The organism is Endozoicomonas sp. ALB115 (assembly GCF_049310245.1).
GTDB lineage: Bacteria > Pseudomonadota > Gammaproteobacteria > Pseudomonadales > Endozoicomonadaceae > Endozoicomonas.
Genome location: NZ_JBLYZG010000008.1, coordinates 89,704 through 108,058 on the forward strand (window position 1 = coordinate 89,704; position 18,355 = coordinate 108,058).

At 50.3% G+C, this 18,355-nt stretch carries 13 protein-coding genes, 1 tRNA gene and 2 pseudogenes; 2 read left to right on the top strand and 14 right to left on the bottom strand.

Annotation, left to right across the window (positions count from 1 at the left end; translation table 11 throughout):
• The first annotated feature begins 157 nt into the window (after window positions 1–157).
• The gene (locus tag ACO6VE_RS05745) at window positions 158–2,035 is read left to right on the top strand and encodes a hypothetical protein (RefSeq protein WP_422460189.1); all 1,878 of its coding nucleotides are present in this window, start codon (window positions 158–160) and stop codon (window positions 2,033–2,035) included.
• A gap of 31 nt (window positions 2,036–2,066) precedes the next feature.
• Here the strand turns inward: ACO6VE_RS05745 and ACO6VE_RS05750 are convergent.
• From ACO6VE_RS05750 to ACO6VE_RS05815, 14 genes and pseudogenes are all read right to left on the bottom strand, one after another.
• Window positions 2,067–2,159, bottom strand: a tRNA-Ser gene (locus ACO6VE_RS05750).
• A gap of 83 nt (window positions 2,160–2,242) precedes the next feature.
• A complete protein-coding gene (locus tag ACO6VE_RS05755) occupies window positions 2,243–4,405 on the bottom strand; it encodes a hypothetical protein (RefSeq protein WP_422460191.1) in 2,163 nt (720 codons plus the stop codon).
• Between the two features lie 854 nt (window positions 4,406–5,259).
• A pseudogene (csrA, locus tag ACO6VE_RS05760) lies at window positions 5,260–5,424 on the bottom strand (carbon storage regulator CsrA); the annotation flags it as partial.
• Window positions 5,425–5,862: 438 nt separating this feature from the next.
• On the bottom strand, window positions 5,863–7,104 hold the full coding sequence (locus ACO6VE_RS05765) for an aspartate kinase (RefSeq protein WP_422460193.1): 1,242 nt from the start codon (window positions 7,102–7,104) through the stop codon (window positions 5,863–5,865).
• 314 nt (window positions 7,105–7,418) lie between these two features.
• Complete coding sequence (alaS, locus tag ACO6VE_RS05770; protein WP_422460195.1) at window positions 7,419–10,052, bottom strand: alanine--tRNA ligase; 2,634 nt, start codon at window positions 10,050–10,052, stop codon at window positions 7,419–7,421.
• A 210-nt stretch (window positions 10,053–10,262) separates the two neighbouring features.
• Window positions 10,263–10,595: pseudogene (locus ACO6VE_RS05775) on the bottom strand (DTW domain-containing protein); the annotation flags it as partial.
• 37 nt (window positions 10,596–10,632) lie between these two features.
• Entirely contained in the window at window positions 10,633–11,088 is a 456-nt protein-coding gene (locus tag ACO6VE_RS05780) for a regulatory protein RecX (RefSeq protein ID WP_422445256.1), read from the bottom strand.
• A gap of 4 nt (window positions 11,089–11,092) precedes the next feature.
• Window positions 11,093–12,193: a recombinase RecA gene (recA, locus tag ACO6VE_RS05785; protein WP_422445258.1), complete on the bottom strand. Its 1,101-nt coding sequence runs from the start codon at window positions 12,191–12,193 to the stop codon at window positions 11,093–11,095.
• A 140-nt stretch (window positions 12,194–12,333) separates the two neighbouring features.
• Window positions 12,334–12,828 carry a CinA family protein gene (locus ACO6VE_RS05790; protein WP_422445260.1) on the bottom strand — a complete coding sequence of 165 codons (495 nt, stop codon included), beginning with the start codon at window positions 12,826–12,828 and terminating at the stop codon, window positions 12,334–12,336.
• Window positions 12,829–12,989: 161 nt separating this feature from the next.
• Window positions 12,990–13,517, bottom strand: a complete 528-nt coding sequence (locus tag ACO6VE_RS05795) for a DUF3299 domain-containing protein (protein WP_422445262.1) — start codon at window positions 13,515–13,517, stop codon at window positions 12,990–12,992.
• A gap of 11 nt (window positions 13,518–13,528) precedes the next feature.
• Complete coding sequence (locus tag ACO6VE_RS05800) at window positions 13,529–14,791, bottom strand: ABC transporter permease (RefSeq protein ID WP_422460197.1); 1,263 nt, start codon at window positions 14,789–14,791, stop codon at window positions 13,529–13,531.
• Window positions 14,791–15,528, bottom strand: a complete 738-nt coding sequence (locus ACO6VE_RS05805) for an ATP-binding cassette domain-containing protein (RefSeq protein WP_422445266.1) — start codon at window positions 15,526–15,528, stop codon at window positions 14,791–14,793. The genes ACO6VE_RS05800 and ACO6VE_RS05805 overlap by 1 nt, the downstream gene beginning before the upstream one ends.
• A 1-nt stretch (window position 15,529) precedes the next feature.
• A complete protein-coding gene (locus tag ACO6VE_RS05810; protein WP_422445268.1) occupies window positions 15,530–16,171 on the bottom strand; it encodes a ZrgA family zinc uptake protein in 642 nt (213 codons plus the stop codon).
• Window positions 16,172–16,318: 147 nt separating this feature from the next.
• Complete coding sequence (locus tag ACO6VE_RS05815; protein WP_422445270.1) at window positions 16,319–16,696, bottom strand: hypothetical protein; 378 nt, start codon at window positions 16,694–16,696, stop codon at window positions 16,319–16,321.
• Between the two features lie 294 nt (window positions 16,697–16,990).
• Here ACO6VE_RS05815 and ACO6VE_RS05820 point away from each other — a divergent pair, with 294 nt between their 5' ends.
• Window positions 16,991–18,349 (top strand): hypothetical protein, encoded by a 1,359-nt coding sequence (locus ACO6VE_RS05820; protein ID WP_422445272.1) that lies wholly within the window; start codon window positions 16,991–16,993, stop codon window positions 18,347–18,349.
• The last annotated feature ends 6 nt before the right edge of the window (window positions 18,350–18,355 follow it).

An 18,355-nucleotide genomic window follows, 5' to 3' on the forward strand; every position in this document is an offset into this window, starting at 1 on the left:
GCCTACAGAATTGAGTATAAAAATGGAAAAGATAAAAGAGATATAGTCAAGGACCATCCACTCGATAACGCCGGACAGATTATCATTTTGAACTTATGAGCCATGAATGGGTCTCTTTATGATCATTTAAATCAAACTAAAATAGTTGGTTGACTTTATGAATCCAGGTTTTCCTCACGAGACAAGCAGTATTTATTACCCGACAAGCTCCGCACCAAAGCAAACAGCTTATGGTCAATCTGCTACCAATGGCCCAGATCCAAACGGAGCCGTTCAACATGAACGGATTAAAATCACCAGAACCATTCGAACAGAAGGCCTGAAGCCCGATCTGCATTGCTTTCATTCAAAACAACCTTCAAGCAACCCCTTACAACCCGGTAGAGTTAGAGCTGACTATGCACACCAGCCATATTTTAATCAGCAGCCCCTGAACTACCCGGCAACCAACCACTACAGTAATACCTCCATGACCTCAGCCAGCCAGCCCATACCAGCCCATCAGATTACTCGCTCTGACAGCCATCTGGACAAGGTACAATGTAACCAGGTGCTGGCAAAACCCACAACAGATCTACAAACACAAAACGAAATTACTGACCTCCTGAGTGAGATTTGTGACCAAGCATCCGTTCCACCACAAAATCAAATGGGCAAGACCGGCTCATCCTTTACGACATACCAGCCTGCGAACATTTATGCCAGTCATTCTATTTATCCGGGCACGCGGTTTTCAGACACGAAAGAGTCAGCCTTCTGGCACTTTTCGCAGGGCAATCAAGCCTTTCATACTTCGTATCCTGGATTCAGAGCAGGCGAAAATGCCAGTATCATGGGCTACGGACAGCAGCCCCTCACACCAACAATCGCACAATCAGAAAACTTTATACCAAGCCCTCTCCTTTCATCACCAAGAAAGCGTCTGCAAAATCAGGACTTGAGTCATCAGGCAAAATTCGGTGCGTTTACTCCCACAAAACCTTATCTCAACACCACGGCTTACAACAGCAATTCAACCACAAAATCAAATGGTGCCAATTACCAAAACTTATTTACTGCGAACCAAATGAACCATTGGATGTACTCAAACGAACTGCAATGTTTTGCAAATACCCAGCCTGCTTACTCAGCGGCCAGTAGTGATTATTTCCAGCAGCAAATGGCTCAGACCGCAGCCTACAAAAGCTATATGACGCAAAACCTCCCAACACCACATGTACAAAATCTTGCCGCCAGACCTTTACCTCCCGGGCAGTCAACAAGGCCTGAGCACTCGGCAAACAGTTATCCTGTTCCGGTTTCGGTTTCGTCACGTTCCGCTGATCAACCAGGCTCATCATCCCTGATTGCTCCCGCGGACAAATCAGCACCACAAGATTCCAATACTTTGCAACAAAGCACGGATTACCCTGATACCCAGACCAAAAATACCAGTAAAGAAACACACACCCCCCCGTCACCGGAAAGTAAAGCATCTGATGACAGTAGCAATGAGGTTGATTTTAATTGGCAAGCTCCTGAGTTTCAGAGGGAGTCTGACGAGATTGTGTCATTAATCCACGGGACCGAAAATCTATTGGGTATACAAAAACTGGATTTGCCCTGGATTACCACCGCACAGGCATTAATTATTGCCGCAGATGCCATTGACGGCAACATAACCGAAGCCACGATGCATATATTGCGATTAGGCCTTTTAATGGACCAGCCAAATGAGCCAGACAATCCACTTGAGGATGTCAACCCGGAGATGGCCAAGCTAGTCAATGACTGGTATGAGCAAAGCGAAGAAGACAAAATAGAATCTGAATACTTTGAATTGCTGAATGCCATTAATCGATATAGACGAACGAAAGGTGAACCAGCATTGCAGGAAAGCACTTCTTGTAGCAGCGTTCTTGAAATAGCTAATGAAATATTACAGTCTGAAAGGAACGCAATGAGTAGTGATTCTTTACCACCAAAGCGTGACAGAGCCTTCCTGCCTGAATACATCCAAACTGCCTTAAAATACATTCAAGGTGATAAGGAGTAGAAAAAGTTTTTGAAAACAAAAGAAGGAAATATGGCGGTGAGGGAGGGATTCGAACCCTCGATACGGCTACAAACCGTATACTCCCTTAGCAGGGGAGCGCCTTCAGCCTCTCGGCCACCTCACCGGGAACGATGGCTATGTTACCCTGAGCGCCTTGAAAAGCAAGTTTTTTTTAACCAGGGAATTTTTTAGCCATCTTCCAAAGCCTCAGGTATGTGCTGTTTCCTGCCCCGAAGTTGCAGGAATCTTACAGACTAAAACAGTACTGAAATTTGAATCAGCATCACGATCTTTTTGCTCATTGAAGCAGTAGATAAATAAATGATCACCGTCGGGGCTAAACTTGACCATTCCAACGCGATGATCCAGTACTATCTTGTCTTTTTCAACCCATTTGCCGTCAGCATCAATACCCCAAAGCTGCACAAGGCCTGGCTGGCGCTGGTCGTTACTGTCTAGTTTGTTGCCGTAGGTCAGAAAATGATTTTCCGGACCATTAAAACGCACTCCTTCGATCCCGTAGACACCAAGATTCGAGGTCGAGTTCGTCTGCGCCAGCTTGATCCACTCACCATTCGTTTCACGCCCGAGAATACTGGCGGTGCCCAAACTAGTGCTATAGGCAAGGTTCCCTGAATGGGAAAACTGGGCATCAAGAATATGATCTGAATGTTTAACCACCAGTTGTTTATGCAGATTTCCCTGACTGTCCAGGCCCTGAATTTTGAGATTCCCTCTAAGATCAAGGGTCAGTACACTGTCCTCCTGAGCGTTGAAGGCAGCATGGGAAATCCCCATCTGATAATTACCTGCCCTTGCTTTCTCAACAAGATTACCCGCCCCATCATCACCCCAAATGCAGGCAAATTCCGAATCAAAGCCATAGCTCAACATCAGGTCCTCTGAGGGGCTGAAGATGATGTCGCTACTGCCTGGGTGCTCTAGGGTTTGAGCTTTACCCGGCCTGCGGCAGTCGAGGACTTTATAGATGACATTGGTCGGTCTGCAGATGGTTTCGCTGCCGCTGCCCTCTGGTTTATAAAGACTTGCCCGTAACATACGCCCGGAGGGACTGAATCGTGCATAGGCACAATTCTGCATTTCAGTTTGTACTACCCAGGCACCGTCATCATTGTAGCCAGAAATCAAGGCGTTACGATCTTTATCAACAGTCAACGTGTGTTGGCCGGAGGCATTAATGGACGCATAATCTACGCTTCCCTCATGCTCGTTGAGGTGATTTAACCTACCTTCAGGATGAATGATTTCCCCAATCTGCAACCAATTGCCATCAGCATCGCATCCCACAAAGACTTCCTCGTTACCCTCGGTCAAGATCAGGGCATGCCGCTCATCATCACTGAACTGGACGCTTAAAATCTTGCTGTTACACTCAATGGTCTTTATTTTCTCCAGACACTTGTTCTGATCATCACAGTTCCAAAAGGTCGCTGTTCTGTCCTCGCACGTCAGTATACAATTGCTCCTGGCCCCGAAGCATATTTGAACAGAATCCTTCATCGGCCAGTGACGGATCTCTTTATTCTGGGTCAGAGGGGTCCAACGGCCATTGATATCCTCCCCCCATACGCTGATTTTACCGGTTTGAACATCCCTGGTTATGATCTTGTCCTGCAAAGGGCTGCAGTCTGGCATCTCTTTAGGGCTTTCTTCATTTCCGGGGGTGCGATCAAACGCCACCTCATCCTGGCCAGGATCAATATCTTTACTCTTACTCACCAGGACACTGCCATCGTGGTTGTCTCTCAGGATTGTGAGCCCCCCCGACTCGTTGTCGTAACGCAAGACAGCGTTAGGAGCCAGGGAATGCCATTTGTGTTCATCCAGCCATTTGCCATCCGTACCCGGTCGCCAGATGCCAAGGCGATAATCGTCCCTGGAGCAGCCATGGATAACCAGGCCTTGATCCTCTGGGCTGAAACTGGCATCAAAAACACCGTAATTAAAGCTGAACTGAGCTGTTAATCGCAGGTAATCTCTCTGGCAGTGGAAGATATCTTCCACCATTGGGTCAATTGTGTCCGGCTGCCTGTTATTGACAGCAACATCCGGTAACTGTCCATGCTGTTGCATTGCACCGGACAAACCATCTTTTGATGACTGCTGCATCATGGAAACAGGCAGCTCGGCAATCTTGCGTTGATCGGTAGTAGTGGTGATACCCGGTTCAGGTGGTAGATCTGGTGTCAACTGTTTCAGCGATGGTGTCTGATCCGATGCAGGGACTTTCTCGATGCATTTATTAAAGGCCTCCGCTGCCCCATGCAGTTTTTTCAGATCATCAAGTGTCTGAAGCCCACCGGCTTCTGATCTGGCCGCTGGCACACTGATTGCTGTTGTTGGATGCATGATAAATAACTCCGGTCGTATTGACAAAAAGGGGACTAATCAATGAGGCGATGAGTCAGAAACACCCTTTTTTTTGACTGTCTGACCATTCAGCTTCTGAACTGTAGATCAGCGCATTTGACAAAAGTTCCTGCTTTAAGAGATTTTTTTAATTCAGGGTCATGATACCAATCATGCCGTCTGGGAGGCTGACCGAGAATAGCGCCCGTCTAGGCGACTAGGCGACCCCGTAGCGAGGATGGCAGAAAATTGAGGATAAAAAGTCGGAAATTTTTAGTGAATAGTGGTTCTATTTGCTAAAAATTTCCGACTTTTTAGACCAATTTGCTGCCACCGCACGACTGCATGGATGCAGGAGCTAGAACAACGCAGGAGCAGTTGCCGCGTAGGGCAGTCTATTCTCGGCCAGCCTCCTAACCCGGATATTTCATAAACTGCCCCGAATCTCGCGCAGGACTTTGTCGCTCTAAGGGATTTTGTGAGGGAGCACCGTACCGGGGAGTACGGTCGACTGAGCAAAACTCCCTTAGAGCGGCAAAGGACAAGCGAGATCGGGAGCACGTTTATGAAATATCCGGGCTAAGTCCCGTGATGAGCAGAATAGCCCCTTAAGACATCGCGTTGCGAACAATCATTCGATACCATTTGACCAAATACAGATACAAAAAAGCCTGACAAACTTTCAGGCTTTTTTGAAACTGTCTGCCGGGATTAACAAGGTTCCCTTAATCAAATCAGAGATATAAACGACAGTTTAATAGTTATCAGTAAGACTCGTAAGATTCAGACTCGTATCCGGACTCGTAACCTTCATCTTCTTCATAAGAGCGACCAGTTCCTCCTTTCTTGTGCTCTTTTTCTTTTTGAATTCTCTGGTAAATTTCTTCCCGATGAACTGCAACCTCTTTTGGTGCGTTAACACCGATACGAACCTGGTTACCTTTAACACCCAGAACAGTGACAGTGACCTCGTCCCCTACCATCAGTGTCTCTCCTACGCGGCGAGTCAGAATCAGCATTTCAATCTCCTTATTTACATCTCTGTTAAGTCAACAACCGTCAATTCTGAGCACGCTGGTGCATTGGTTAGAAGCTGATGATATCACCCAGAATGATCGCGTGAAATTACACGACACCAACCCCAGTACAGACATTATTTCACCTTAAAATTGCCTGACCTTTAAACTGCTTTAGTACTCAGTTCAAAGTAATGAAGTATATGTCAGCTCAACCGTTCATGCTTAAGAATTATTCAGCAAACCCAGTCTAGTCACCAAGTTCAGGATTTCCATTCGTATTTCTACCTGCCGGAAATGGTTTTTGGGCTTGATAACTCTACGCGCTTTACTTTTGACTGCTTTTGAATACCTGTTGCTCTTTCCACCCTTGCAATTTCAGGTGGGTTTGGAGCAGAAGAGCCCCCTTACGAGGCTCACGATTTTATTTATATTGACGTTTTAGACCCCATTATCTTCCATTGGTTCCCTGTCCAGCTGAAAAGCCGAGTGGAGCGCCCGAACAGCGAGCTCCAGGTATTTCTCTGCAATGATAACGGAAACCTTGATTTCGGACGTTGAGATGATCTGGATGTTAATCCCTTCAGCCGCCAGCGCTTCAAACATCTTGGTGGCTACCCCCGCATGGGAGCGCATGCCAACGCCGACAATGGAAACCTTGGCGATTTTCATATCACCGTGGTATTCAAGGGCTTCGAGCTCTTTAACAATCTGCTCAACCACCACTTTTGCCCGCTCATAATCATTACGATGAACGGTAAAGGTGAAATCGGTGGTTTTGTCCTCAGCCGTATTCTGGACAATCATATCCACTTCAATATTGGCCCGGCTGACCGGCCCCAGAATCCGGGATGCCACACCGGGAATATCGGGCACGCCCTTAATGGTCAGCTTGGCTTCATCTCGGTTGAATGCGATGCCGGAAACTACCGGTGATTCCATGGCGATACCCTCATCCAGTGTAATCAGTGTTCCAGGGCCATCCTGGAAGGTGTGCAGAACTCTCAGGTTAACATTGTATTTGCCAGCAAACTCGACAGCCCTGATCTGCAGGACCTTGGAGCCCAGACTGGCCATTTCCAGCATTTCTTCAAAGGTGATCTTGTCCAGCCGACGGGCTCCCTCAACCACTCGCGGGTCAGTGGTGTAAACACCATCGACATCCGTGTATATCTGGCATTCATCAGCCTTCAGGGCCGCTGCCAGGGCTACTGCCGTGGTATCCGAACCTCCCCGCCCCAGGGTGGTGATATTATTTTCTTCGTCACGCCCCTGGAAACCGGCCACCACAACCACGCGCCCCAACTCCAGGCCCCTGACGATACGCTCGGTATCAATGCGCTGGATGCGGGCCTTGGTGTGGACACTGTCAGTAACAATAGCTACCTGACTACCGGTATAGGACGTCGCAGGGCAGCCCCGCTCATTCAGGGCCATACTCAAAAGACCGATGGTCACCTGCTCGCCCGTCGAGAGGATAACATCCATCTCCCGTGGCGTCGGCTGTGACTGCATGGATCGGGCAAGCTCCACCAGCCGGTTGGTTTCACCACTCATGGCGGAAACCACAACGACCACGTCGTGCCCCTGTTCGCGGAACCCTTTGACCTTATCAGCAACACCCTGAATGCGTTCAGTGGTGCCTACTGAGGTGCCGCCAAATTTCTGTACTATTAGCGCCATTTTATTCGTTCTACTTCAATCAGCCATGACCCGGAGGCTGACCGGGAATAGAGCGCCTTACTGCGAACACTATTCCCGGACAGCCTCCTGATGATCAAGCTTCCCTGTACCAGCTTCCTGCTGCAACAGCCCAACATAATTTACAGAATACAGACATTCAGAAGCCGGACAGCAAAAGCTGCCATCTCTATCATTCAGTGGATGGCAAAATGTACCATGAATCCCCTCCGGGGTGTATGCCTCAAAGCAATAAAAAACGGGCTGACCCATAGAGGCTGACTTGTCAGAATAGCTAACCATCCTGACAAAACCGCTTACAACTGCGCTTCCAACCACCCTTTAATAGACGACAACGCTTTTTCAAGATTCTCTGGCTGAGTACCGCCACCCTGGGCAAAATCAGGACGACCACCGCCTTTGCCACCCAGCTGCTCAGCCACCATCTTCAGCAGATCACCCGCCTTGACACGTCCGGTCAGATCTTTGGTCACACCGGCAGCCAGAGGCACCTTGCCATCCGCTTTGGTGGCCAGGAAAACGATACCAGAGCCCAGTTTGTTCTTCAGCTGGTCAACCATGTCGCGCAATGATTTGGGGTCAACACCCTCAAGCTCCGTCGCCAGCAGCTTAACGCCATTTACCTCAACCGCCTGAGACACCAGGTCAGAACTGCCAGCGCTGGCCAGCTTCTGCTTCAGCTGCTGCAGCTCTTTTTCCAGGCTCTTGCTCTGGGTAACCAGCGCCTGCAATTTGGCGTCGAGACTTTCCGGTTTGGCTTTCAGCACACGACAAGCGTTGTTCAGCTCGGCAAAGCGCGTCTGCACAAAAGCTTCAGCACCCGCACCGGTCACCGCTTCGATACGACGCACACCGGCGGCAATGCCACTTTCCGCAACAATTCGGAACGCACCAATATCACCGGTGCGACTGGCGTGAATACCGCCACACAGTTCGATGGAGAAGTTGTCGGTGCCCATGGTCAGTACTCGCACTTCGTCCGCGTACTTTTCACCAAACAATGCCATGGCTCCCTTTGCCCTGGCTGCGTCCATATCCATAAGTTCAGTCTGTACCGGAGTGTTGGCACGGATCTGTTCATTCACCAGCGCTTCTATGACCTTTAACTCTTCCGGCTTCACCGCTTCAAGGTGAGAGAAGTCAAAGCGCAGACGCTCCGGATCAACCAGAGAACCTTTCTGGGTTACATGATCACCCAGCACCTGTCTCAGGGCCGCATGCAGCAGGTGAGTTGCCGAGTGATTCAGTGAGGTAGCATGACGCTTGTCAGCATCAACATCAGCGGCTACTTCATCGCCAGACTTCAGTTCACCGGATACCACTTCGACAATATGGAGGTGGTGATCACCCTGCTTCCGAGTATCCACAACACGTACAGAACCGGTGGCAAAATTCAGCAGGCCGGTATCACCCACCTGGCCGCCAGACTCCGCATAGAATGGCGTCTGTTCCAGAATAACCGTTGCCTGCAGGCCTTCATTGATCTGTTCTACCTGCTCACCACCCACAAACAGGGAGTGAACGCGAGCCTGACCCGCCGTGTTCTCATAGCCGGTAAAAGCAGTTGAGCCTTCGATCACCAACTGGTCATTGTAATCAACACCAAACTTGCTGGATGCACGGGCACGCTCACGCTGAGCTTCCAGTGCCTGTTCAAAACCCTCAATATCCACTGTCAGCTTACGCTCACGGGCAATGTCTTCCGTCAGATCCACCGGGAAGCCGTAGGTATCATACAGCGTGAACAGGGTTTCACCGGAGATCACATCCCCCTGCCCGCTGGCCTGCAGAGCAGCAATGCTCTCTTCCAGCAGTTTCATCCCTTTATCCAGGGTACGGGTAAACTGTTCCTCTTCCTGCAGCAGAACCCGCTCGATGTGCTCCTGGTTCTTCGCCAGATCCGGATAAGCGTCACCCATCACCTGCACCAGTGACCCCACCAGCTTATAAAAGAAGGATTCTTTGGCCCCCAGTTTGTGGCCATGACGGCAGGCACGACGGATAATCCGGCGCAGCGTGTAGCCCCGGCCTTCATTGGAGGGCATAACGCCATCACTGATCAGGAAACTGCAGGAACGGATATGGTCAGCAATAACCCGCAGGGACGCTTCCGTGGTGGCAACGCCACCGATAATATCAGAAGCATCGTTCAGCAGAGACTGGAACAGATCAATCTCGTAGTTGCTGTTGACATGCTGCATCACTGCGGCAATTCGCTCCAGGCCCATGCCGGTATCAACCGATGGCCTGGGCAGTGGTTGCATGTCACCGTCGGCCTGACGGTTGTACTGCATAAATACGATATTCCAGATTTCAATAAAGCGATCACCGTCTTCTTCTGGCGTACCCGGACGACCACCCCAGATATGGTCACCGTGATCATAGAAAATTTCGGTACAGGGGCCACAGGGGCCAGTATCACCCATCTGCCAGAAGTTATCGGAAGCGTAAGGCGCTCCCTTGTTGTCGCCAATGCGGATAATATCCTCCGCTGCAATACCAATGTCGTTTAACCAGATATTGTAGGCTTCATCGTCAGAGGCATAGATGGTGACGCAAAGACGCTCTTTAGGCAGTTTCAGCGTGCCGGTCAGAAAGTTCCAGGCAAAGTGGATCGCTTCTTTCTTGAAGTAATCGCCAAAGCTGAAATTACCCAGCATTTCAAAGAAGGTGTGGTGACGGGCGGTATAACCGACGTTATCCAGGTCATTGTGTTTGCCCCCGGCACGTACACACTTCTGGGAAGTGGTGGCACGGTTGTAGTCACGCTGCTCACGCCCCAGGAAAGTGTCTTTGAACTGGTTCATCCCGGCATTGGTAAACAGCAGGGTTGGGTCGTCATGGGGTACCAGAGAGCTACTGGCAACCACTTCATGGCCGTTTTCCCTGAAGTATTCCAGAAAAGCAGAACGTATTTCGTTAGTCTTCATATACAGTTCCCACCGGGGGAGTTATCTCTTGTCAGCCATGAGCGGAAAAGGCCGCTCACTCCCAAACACAAAAATGGCAGCGCAATCACAATGAGCAGCCTTTTCACAGTAAATTTACGCAAACCGGGGATTATATAGGAATGGTGGGAAAAAATGATCACTTCACCCCATCATTAACAGGCTTTTTACCGGGCTTTTTTCACTGATGGCCTAATGAGCAGCAGAGCGGTACTGCTTAAGTATGTGCAGAGAGCGCGAATCCTCCTCCCTTCGCTGGCCTTTGCGTGCCCATAAATAGCGGTCACAATAGACTTGAACCAGGGCCTCCATCAGCTGACGATTGGTGTTTTCACCCAACTCGCCCAGTGCTCTTGCTGCCACTTCAGCGGTACACAAGTACTGCTCCTGACGATTACTTCGGAGACGGTAGATGGATGGCTCTTCAGGCTGCAAGCTCAGTAAATTCAAACCATGCAACCAGGGGCTTTGACGATACATTTTCCTGGCCTGTTGCCAGGTTGCATCAATGATAATGAAGGCAACCTTACGTTCACTCCCGGAATTATAATGCCACTGCCTGTTATGAAGAAGAGAAAGCGGAGTATATCTGGCTCATGGAGAAGCCGCGCTGGGCCAGAAAGCGGGTCTGCCGGGCTCTTTCTTTATGGTCCCGGGGTACAGAGGCACCAAACTTTCGCTCTTTTACCGCTTTTGCCAGTTCATCCCAGTGATCGTCCTGCTCCAGCAGGTATTGACCGATCAACTCGCTATCAACTCCTTTCTGAAACAGTTCCGATTTAATACGAACCGGACCGTAGCCCCGCTGTTGACGACTGTAGACCAAACTTTCAACAAAGCGGTCATCACTTTGCAGCCGCTCTGCCCGCAAGCGGGTAAGCGCGTCTAATACCAGTTCCCGGGGAAAACGGCCCGAGAGTTTTCGGACCAGTTCGGTAAAACCATGTTCCCGCCGGGCCAGTAGATCCATAGCAGCCCGGCGGACATCGTTTACCGATTGAATGACATCAGCAGACATTCAATTACTCAGCCAGCAGCTCGTCCTGCTGTACACTTGCCGCTGCATCGTCGTCACCTTTTTTGCCAGCACTTTTTCCGGCGTCAACTTCGGCTTTTTTTGCAGCGTCCTTCTCTGGAGTGCTCATTAACTCAGCACGGATCTGGGCTTCGATTTCAGCCGCCACTTCCGGATTATCAGAAAGATACTGGGCAGCATTGGCTTTACCCTGGCCAATCTTGGTTCCCTTATAGGCATACCAGGCACCGGATTTGTCCACCAGCTTCAGCTTGACACCCAGATCAATCACTTCGCCCATATGGTAGATGCCCTGACCATACAGAATCTGGAATTCAGCCTGACGGAATGGTGGCGATACCTTGTTCTTCACCACTTTAACGCGGGTTTCGTTACCGATCACCTCATCGCCCTGCTTCACCGAACCGGTACGACGAATATCAAGACGTACAGAAGAGTAAAATTTCAGCGCGTTACCGCCGGTAGTGGTTTCCGGGTTGCCGAACATCACACCGATCTTCATACGGATCTGGTTAATAAAGATGACCATGCAGTTGGTCTGTTTGATGGAACCGGTCAGCTTACGCAGTGCCTGAGACATCAGACGGGCCTGCAGACCAACGTGGGAGTCCCCCATATCACCTTCAATTTCAGCCTTGGGTACCAGGGCAGCGACAGAGTCAACCACGATAACATCCACGGCACCGGAACGAACCAGCATATCGGTAATTTCCAGCGCCTGTTCACCGGTATCCGGCTGGGAGACGTACAGGTCATCCACATTTACACCCAGCTTACCGGCGTACTGTGGGTCCAGGGCATGCTCAGCATCAACAAAGGCACAGGTGGCACCGTGCTTCTGGGCCTGGGCAATAACGCTCAGGGTCAGCGTGGTTTTACCGGAAGATTCAGGGCCGAAGATTTCAATAACACGGCCTTTCGGCAGGCCACCAATGCCCAGGGCAATATCCAGTTGCAGAGAACCGGTAGAAATTGCGGGAATTGCTTCCTGCTTCTGATCCCCCATCCGCATGATGGCACCTTTACCAAACTGTCGGTCAATCTGGCCAAGTGCTGCTGCCAACGCTTTTTTTCTGTTATCATCCATTTTTTCACGCCCTCAGTTCGATTCTGATTTCATCAGGAACAGCTCAATAAGTAATACTGTATATTTAAACAGATACTGGATATTTGTCCAGTATATTTATCGCTTCGACAGGAAGGAATCTTTTTTCAGGTTAACGTTTCTCAGGTCAACAGGGTCAGAACACCCAGCAACGCCTGAACAACCGTTTGCGCCCTGATCTGATCACGATCACCCTCAAAATGGAAGTGCCTTGCAGTTGTTTCCTGGCCGGCACTCCAGGCAATCCAGACGGTTCCCACAGGTTTTTCCGGTGTCGCCCCCCCCGGTCCGGCAACGCCGGTCACGGCTATAGAGATATCCGTTGCCAGCAGCTTGCGGACACCCCGGGCCATGGCGATGGCCACCTGCTCACTGACCGCACCGTATTTATTCAGCAACACTGTCGGCACATGCAGGAGATTGGCCTTTACGCCATTGGCATAGCAGATGACACCACCGTCAAACCAGGCCGAGCTTCCCGGCAACACGGTCAGGACATGACCAATACCACCACCGGTACAGGATTCAGCGGTAGACAGGGTCCAGCCCCTGGACATCAGGAGTTCAGCAATTTCCCTGACAATGGGGGACGTAGCAGAATGCAGTGCAGGTTCCATGGTCACTCGCCAGTACGGTTATCAGAGGAGCCAATCAGGATAGGATGTTATAACACGATTAGGGGCAGTCTTCACAAGTTATCATTGAATGCACCATTTCACAGCACTGTTGCCAGGGAAACATGCCTTGCCCCGGAGCATCGGGGCAAAGCATTCTCTCTCTATTCAAACTCCTTCAAACTCTCCACCGTTATGGCATAGACAACGTCAGTGTACTCGGAGGTATTGTTTTCAACCCTGATCACTCCTTCCAGCCAGTAAGGGGTATAGCCCGCTTCTGTGACTTTTATGCCCTGGTCATAGCGGACAAAAATGGTCTGGTTGGGTGGCGGTGGCGGTACATGAATACAGGCTCCCAGGGTTGGCACCAGCAACAGCTCTGTGGCTGATTGATCCTTGCCAATATTCAGCGGTACCAGGTAACCGGGAATTTTGACCCGTTGCTGATTCATACTTGCTACCGGAATCTTGCCCAGCTCTTCAATATACTCAATAGCCTCTTCCTGACTGATTTCACCCGCCTCATATTTACGGACAATGTCCTCATCCACCGGCGGCATCAGATCATCCCAGTTGATCTCTTTGATCGCAGGCTTTTCGGTGCTTGCAGCCATGGCAAAGTTCACCGGCATAAAAGCCAGCATAAGCACCACGGCCATCCAGCCAGGGTGTTGTCTTCCAGCTATCATTATTTGCTCTCCTACAGCCTGACCGTCAGACCATCCGCCAATGAATTTTTATAGGCCCGCCAGGCAGGCACTGCACCCAGTATGGTCGCCGAGATAACAATGACGACCGCCAGAATCCACTCAAACATCCCCGGTAACGCAATGGTAATGTGCAAACCCAGCTGCACTTGCAATACCGGTTGAATGGCGAACAGCATTCCATACATCAGCAGGAAGCCCAACAGTGTACCAGTGATGGCATAGATCAGGGACTCGGTCATCATCAGGGTAAAGATATGCCAGGGCCGGGCACCTACTGAACGGAGAATGGCCATCTCTCTGCGCCGTTCATTAAGCGACGTCAGAATGGTGGTCAGCATACCCACCAACCCCGCAATCACCACCATCACAGAAACCGCCAGCAATGCCTTTTCCGCTGAACCCACCAACTGCCAGAGTTCTCCCAGGGCGACACCCGGTAAAATAGCCGTCAGTGCTTCCTGGCGATACTCATTCACTGCCCGCTGATACCGAAAAGCCGCCACCCGGGACTTCAAACCAACAAAATAGGCGGTAATGCTGGACGGTTGCAAATCCATGGCCCGTGCCCTGTCGGAAGAAACCGAGAACAGTGCATTAGGTGCTGCCCCATTGACCCAGTCAATGTGCAACGCCTCAATCCCCTCCAGAGAGATCATTACCACTCGGTCCATAGGGGTGCCGGTGGGCTTTAACACACCAGAAATCCTGAAGGGTTTATCCTGATGCGTCTGCAGGCTCCGGCTTTCAACACCATGACTGAGCACTATTTCCTGACCAGCCTGATAGCCAAGAACCGCCGCCACTTCAGAACCAATCACCGCATCATAGAGATCATCAAATGGCTTACCATTTTTGAAACTGATGGGCTGATCATCACCAAAACGGAAGTGTTCAAACAGGGTTTGAGCGGTACCCACCACGCGATAACCTTGATGGGAGTCCCCCAGGGCAATAGGGATAGTCCAGGCGACTGCCTTATTGGAAGACAATTCCTGGTAGGTTTCCCAGGTAATGTTATTGGTCGCATTACCCAGATGAAACACCGAATAAAGCAGCAGATTAAGCGAACTGCTGCGGGCACCAACCACAAGATCGGTACCGGACACGGTACTGGTAAAACTGTTCCGGGCCTCAACCCGCACCCTTTCCACGCCCAGCAACAAAGCTACGCTGATGGCAATGGAGAAAATGGTCAGCAATGCCGTGGTTTTGCGATTACTCAGACTTTTCACCGCCAGATGAAGTATTGACATTACACCACCTCCGGCTGGCCTAAAGGCCGATGTTGACTGGCCCGGTTAATTTCATTCAAGGCCACAGAGCGATCAAACAAGGCTTCCAGGGCAGAGTCATGGCTGACAAAAACCAGCGTACTGCCAGCAGCCTCACACTCAGCAAACAGCAGACGAATAAATGCCTCACGGGTATCGCTGTCCAACGCCGAGGTGGGCTCATCTGCGATCACCAGATCAGGACGACCAATCAACGCTCTGGCTGCTGCCACTCGCTGCTGTTGGCCGATACTGAGCTCCGTCACTGACCTTTGCAGCAACTGCGGCTCGGTCAGCTCCAGATGGTTTAGCAGTCGAATCGCTTCCTGCCCGGCATCAACGCCCATGGATTGCACGTTTTCACGGCGCTTGCTGGCAAACCCCAGCGGCAGTGTGACATTGTCAACTACTGAAAGGTAAGGGATCAGGTTAAACATCTGAAAGATAAAACCGATATGATTGGCCCGGAAATGATCCCGCCGTGCCGGGGAGAAACGACCAATGTCGTTTCTCAGCACAGAGACAGCACCGGCAACCGGTGTGAGCACGCCGCCCAGCAGCCCCAACAGCGTCGTTTTACCCGACCCTGAAGGCCCCCGGATAAACACCTTCTCACCCTGATGGATTAACAGCTCTGGTATATCCAGAACCGCAGTTCCCGGCTGCCAGCCAAACTGGACATCCTTTAGGTGAATCACCGGTTGACCGAGACTGCTCATATCAGAAGCGCACCTCTGGTCGCTCACGGTTCATCTGACCCGCTACCTGGCCAGAATCGGTAAAGCCCTGAACCTTCAACTGTTCACTGTTTGCAAACCGCTGAAACAGTCGGGTAGAGATGCTGTTAAGCCCGGCAATATTGGCACACTCATAAACATAAGTAGCAGCAATATCCATATGCGCTGACTCATGGTGACCATCGCTATGGTGGTCATCGTGTCCATGACTGTGATGGTGGGAATCCTGATGACCATCTGTATGATGGTCGTCATGTTCATGCTTGTCATGGTGGTGTCCATCTGCATCACCATGATGATCTTCTCCATGCTCACCGCTGGCCGAAGCCGATGCCGCTTTCAACGTGCAGGACGCCGCTGGCGTAAAAGACCATAAATCGTCTTTTTCCAGTTCCTGCAAGGCATCTTTAAGTTGCCTGCGCTGAGCCTCCGAACGGATGGATTCAAAACCAAGAATATCAAACCCCGGCGTTTCCAGTTCAATATGAACCTGACGACCTTCAATGGCAAAATTCAAATGACCGGCTCCATGTACATGGGCTCCGGCATGACGATGCCCATCAGCGGAAACACCTGCTGTTATCAAGGCACAGGCAACAGCGGCCACTTTTGCAACACAACGCATACACAATTCCTGAAAGAAAGAAATAAATAAGTGATGAACCATCAAACTTCAGAGCTAGCGTTAATACCCGCACACCCCGTTCATCCTGAGCTTGTCGAAGGGTGGTGCCACCGCACTTCGACAAGCTCAGCACGAACGGTATGGGTATCAACACCTGGGAGGCGGTGCGCGGGTGTGTCTTTTGGTTGGCGTGGAAGAATGGATTGATAAGCGATAGGGACGGTCGTTAAGTACCGCACCAAACCGCACCTTTACTTTGCACCAATGAACGGGTGAAGCGGCTTGAGACACCAGCATACAGGCCGATGAATGCGGGTGCTCATTGTGCTGTTGATCACTGGCATCATCGACCATCGAAATAACTGGATTCTGCCAGAATATTTCAGATTGCTGATTTTCCTCCAAAGCCGTATGGACGTGGCTCAGTGTGTAGTGCACCACCAGCAGATAGACAGCCACCATAAGAAAAGACAGCAATTGCTTACTGTCTTTTCCACGGGCTGTCCGGCAAAGGCTGATGGTCATCTTCTGCGATTCCTTTCGGTATTGCCCTCACCCTGTTCCGGAGGGACTAGCACCCAATCTCAAAATCCAAATCGTTATAACATAACGTACATCAAATGACCAAAATATAATGCCAGAGTATTATATTTGATCAGGCATCAGGACCGCAGCAGCATCCGGTCATTTTATCTGGTGAACCAAATATCTGATTTGTTGTCAATAAGTCCCAATGACGGAGGGTTGAGCCCTGACGGTCATTTTACAGATTTATGCTTTTCAAGGTTTTTTAATGCCTGACCAGAGGAGTTGGTGTATATGTTTTTTTATCCTGCCCATTCCACTCCCGTTGACTCTGGCAAGGTTGAGTCACCGCCGCTCAATACTGAGGGTAAAGATAAAGCCCCTGCTCACCGGTCATCCGAAGAAAAAACTTCAATATTATTCCGAACCACCAGTGGTGCCTGCTTCAGGTGCAGGCCAGCTGACGCTGATCTGTTGCCACAGCTGTATTGCTTCCCGTGTTCAAATTTAACCAGTAAGTCAATCAAGACGCGCGACTCAAGTAAAATTTATGATCCTTCCCATGTTATTGAAAGCGCACCCTACCCGCCGGAGAGCGCTCAGGGTGATCAGCATTGCGGGGTCATCGACCTGGCAAGGCAGTCGCCATCTACACTACCTCACCAAGACGACATTGATGCCATGCCCCTGCCCGCTGACATTCGGTGTGCCAGAAAATTTTGTCCTGAGATTAATCAGTTTGCACAGTGCCAGGTGTTGACTGAATTGTCGAAAAGCCTGGAGGTTGCCTGTGCCAGAGGCGTAATGCTGAATAATTTCAAGGGCGCTGAAGATTCTCCTCCGGGCATCGAATGCGGCCAGTGGCTGTCTCTGCATGAACTGCCCGCCCATTACCATAATGATGATGAACATCCCGCCCGGACGTTGGCCTCTGTTTGCAAAAAGCCTGGGGTCAACCCGCTGATACTGCCTGAGCCAACCACTGCAACCAGCGAGACTGAAGGAGCAACAGCAGGGGCACTGGCGACTCCGACAATAGCCTATGCCCAGTACGAAGCCATGGTTAAACAGTTTGGGGAGGTACTCAATGGCTTTGCCGGGCTAAGGCGTGCCTATCAAAACCAGGCCGATAGCGTCGATGAACTGTGCAGAGCCATTGTTAGCCAGCAATCACAAATACAGAAGCTTGAGCTGGAACTGCAAATCCACAAAGCAACCACCGGCAACGGCGTTTTACTCTGGAAGATACCCGGTTTCAAAAATGAGCTGGATAAGATCAGGAGTGGTGTTAGTCAACAACTCATCAGTCCCTTGTTTCATTCAATTAAAGGACATGCATTGTATGCACGAATTTATCTTACTGGTGATAAAGCAGATCAGGATCGGGATATCGGTCTATCCATTGGGCTTATGCCATCGCTTTATGATCCGATTCAGCGTCAGCAATTCGCCGGATCTATTTTATTTGAAATCCTTGGCAGGAGGGGTGGGGTGATACACAGTGATGTCATTCTTATTGCTGAAAACGTAATCAAGCTTCCGAACCCGGAAGATAATCCAGAGACTTTTGTCAATTGTATTTCTATAAGCCAGAAAAAGATGATGGACGAATGGCTGGTAGACGACGACCTCTTTATCAGATGCAGGCTTTAGCAATTA

Coding starts and splice junctions, on each gene's coding strand:
- ACO6VE_RS05745 (WP_422460189.1), top strand. CDS start 158: ATGAATCCAGGTTTTCCTCACGAGACAAGCAGTATTTATTACCCGACA.
- ACO6VE_RS05755 (WP_422460191.1), bottom strand. CDS start 4,405: ATGCATCCAACAACAGCAATCAGTGTGCCAGCGGCCAGATCAGAAGCC.
- ACO6VE_RS05765 (WP_422460193.1), bottom strand. CDS start 7,104: ATGGCGCTAATAGTACAGAAATTTGGCGGCACCTCAGTAGGCACCACT.
- alaS (WP_422460195.1), bottom strand. CDS start 10,052: ATGAAGACTAACGAAATACGTTCTGCTTTTCTGGAATACTTCAGGGAA.
- ACO6VE_RS05780 (WP_422445256.1), bottom strand. CDS start 11,088: ATGTCTGCTGATGTCATTCAATCGGTAAACGATGTCCGCCGGGCTGCT.
- recA (WP_422445258.1), bottom strand. CDS start 12,193: ATGGATGATAACAGAAAAAAAGCGTTGGCAGCAGCACTTGGCCAGATT.
- ACO6VE_RS05790 (WP_422445260.1), bottom strand. CDS start 12,828: ATGGAACCTGCACTGCATTCTGCTACGTCCCCCATTGTCAGGGAAATT.
- ACO6VE_RS05795 (WP_422445262.1), bottom strand. CDS start 13,517: ATGATAGCTGGAAGACAACACCCTGGCTGGATGGCCGTGGTGCTTATG.
- ACO6VE_RS05800 (WP_422460197.1), bottom strand. CDS start 14,791: ATGTCAATACTTCATCTGGCGGTGAAAAGTCTGAGTAATCGCAAAACC.
- ACO6VE_RS05805 (WP_422445266.1), bottom strand. CDS start 15,528: ATGAGCAGTCTCGGTCAACCGGTGATTCACCTAAAGGATGTCCAGTTT.
- ACO6VE_RS05810 (WP_422445268.1), bottom strand. CDS start 16,171: ATGCGTTGTGTTGCAAAAGTGGCCGCTGTTGCCTGTGCCTTGATAACA.
- ACO6VE_RS05815 (WP_422445270.1), bottom strand. CDS start 16,696: ATGACCATCAGCCTTTGCCGGACAGCCCGTGGAAAAGACAGTAAGCAA.
- ACO6VE_RS05820 (WP_422445272.1), top strand. CDS start 16,991: ATGTTTTTTTATCCTGCCCATTCCACTCCCGTTGACTCTGGCAAGGTT.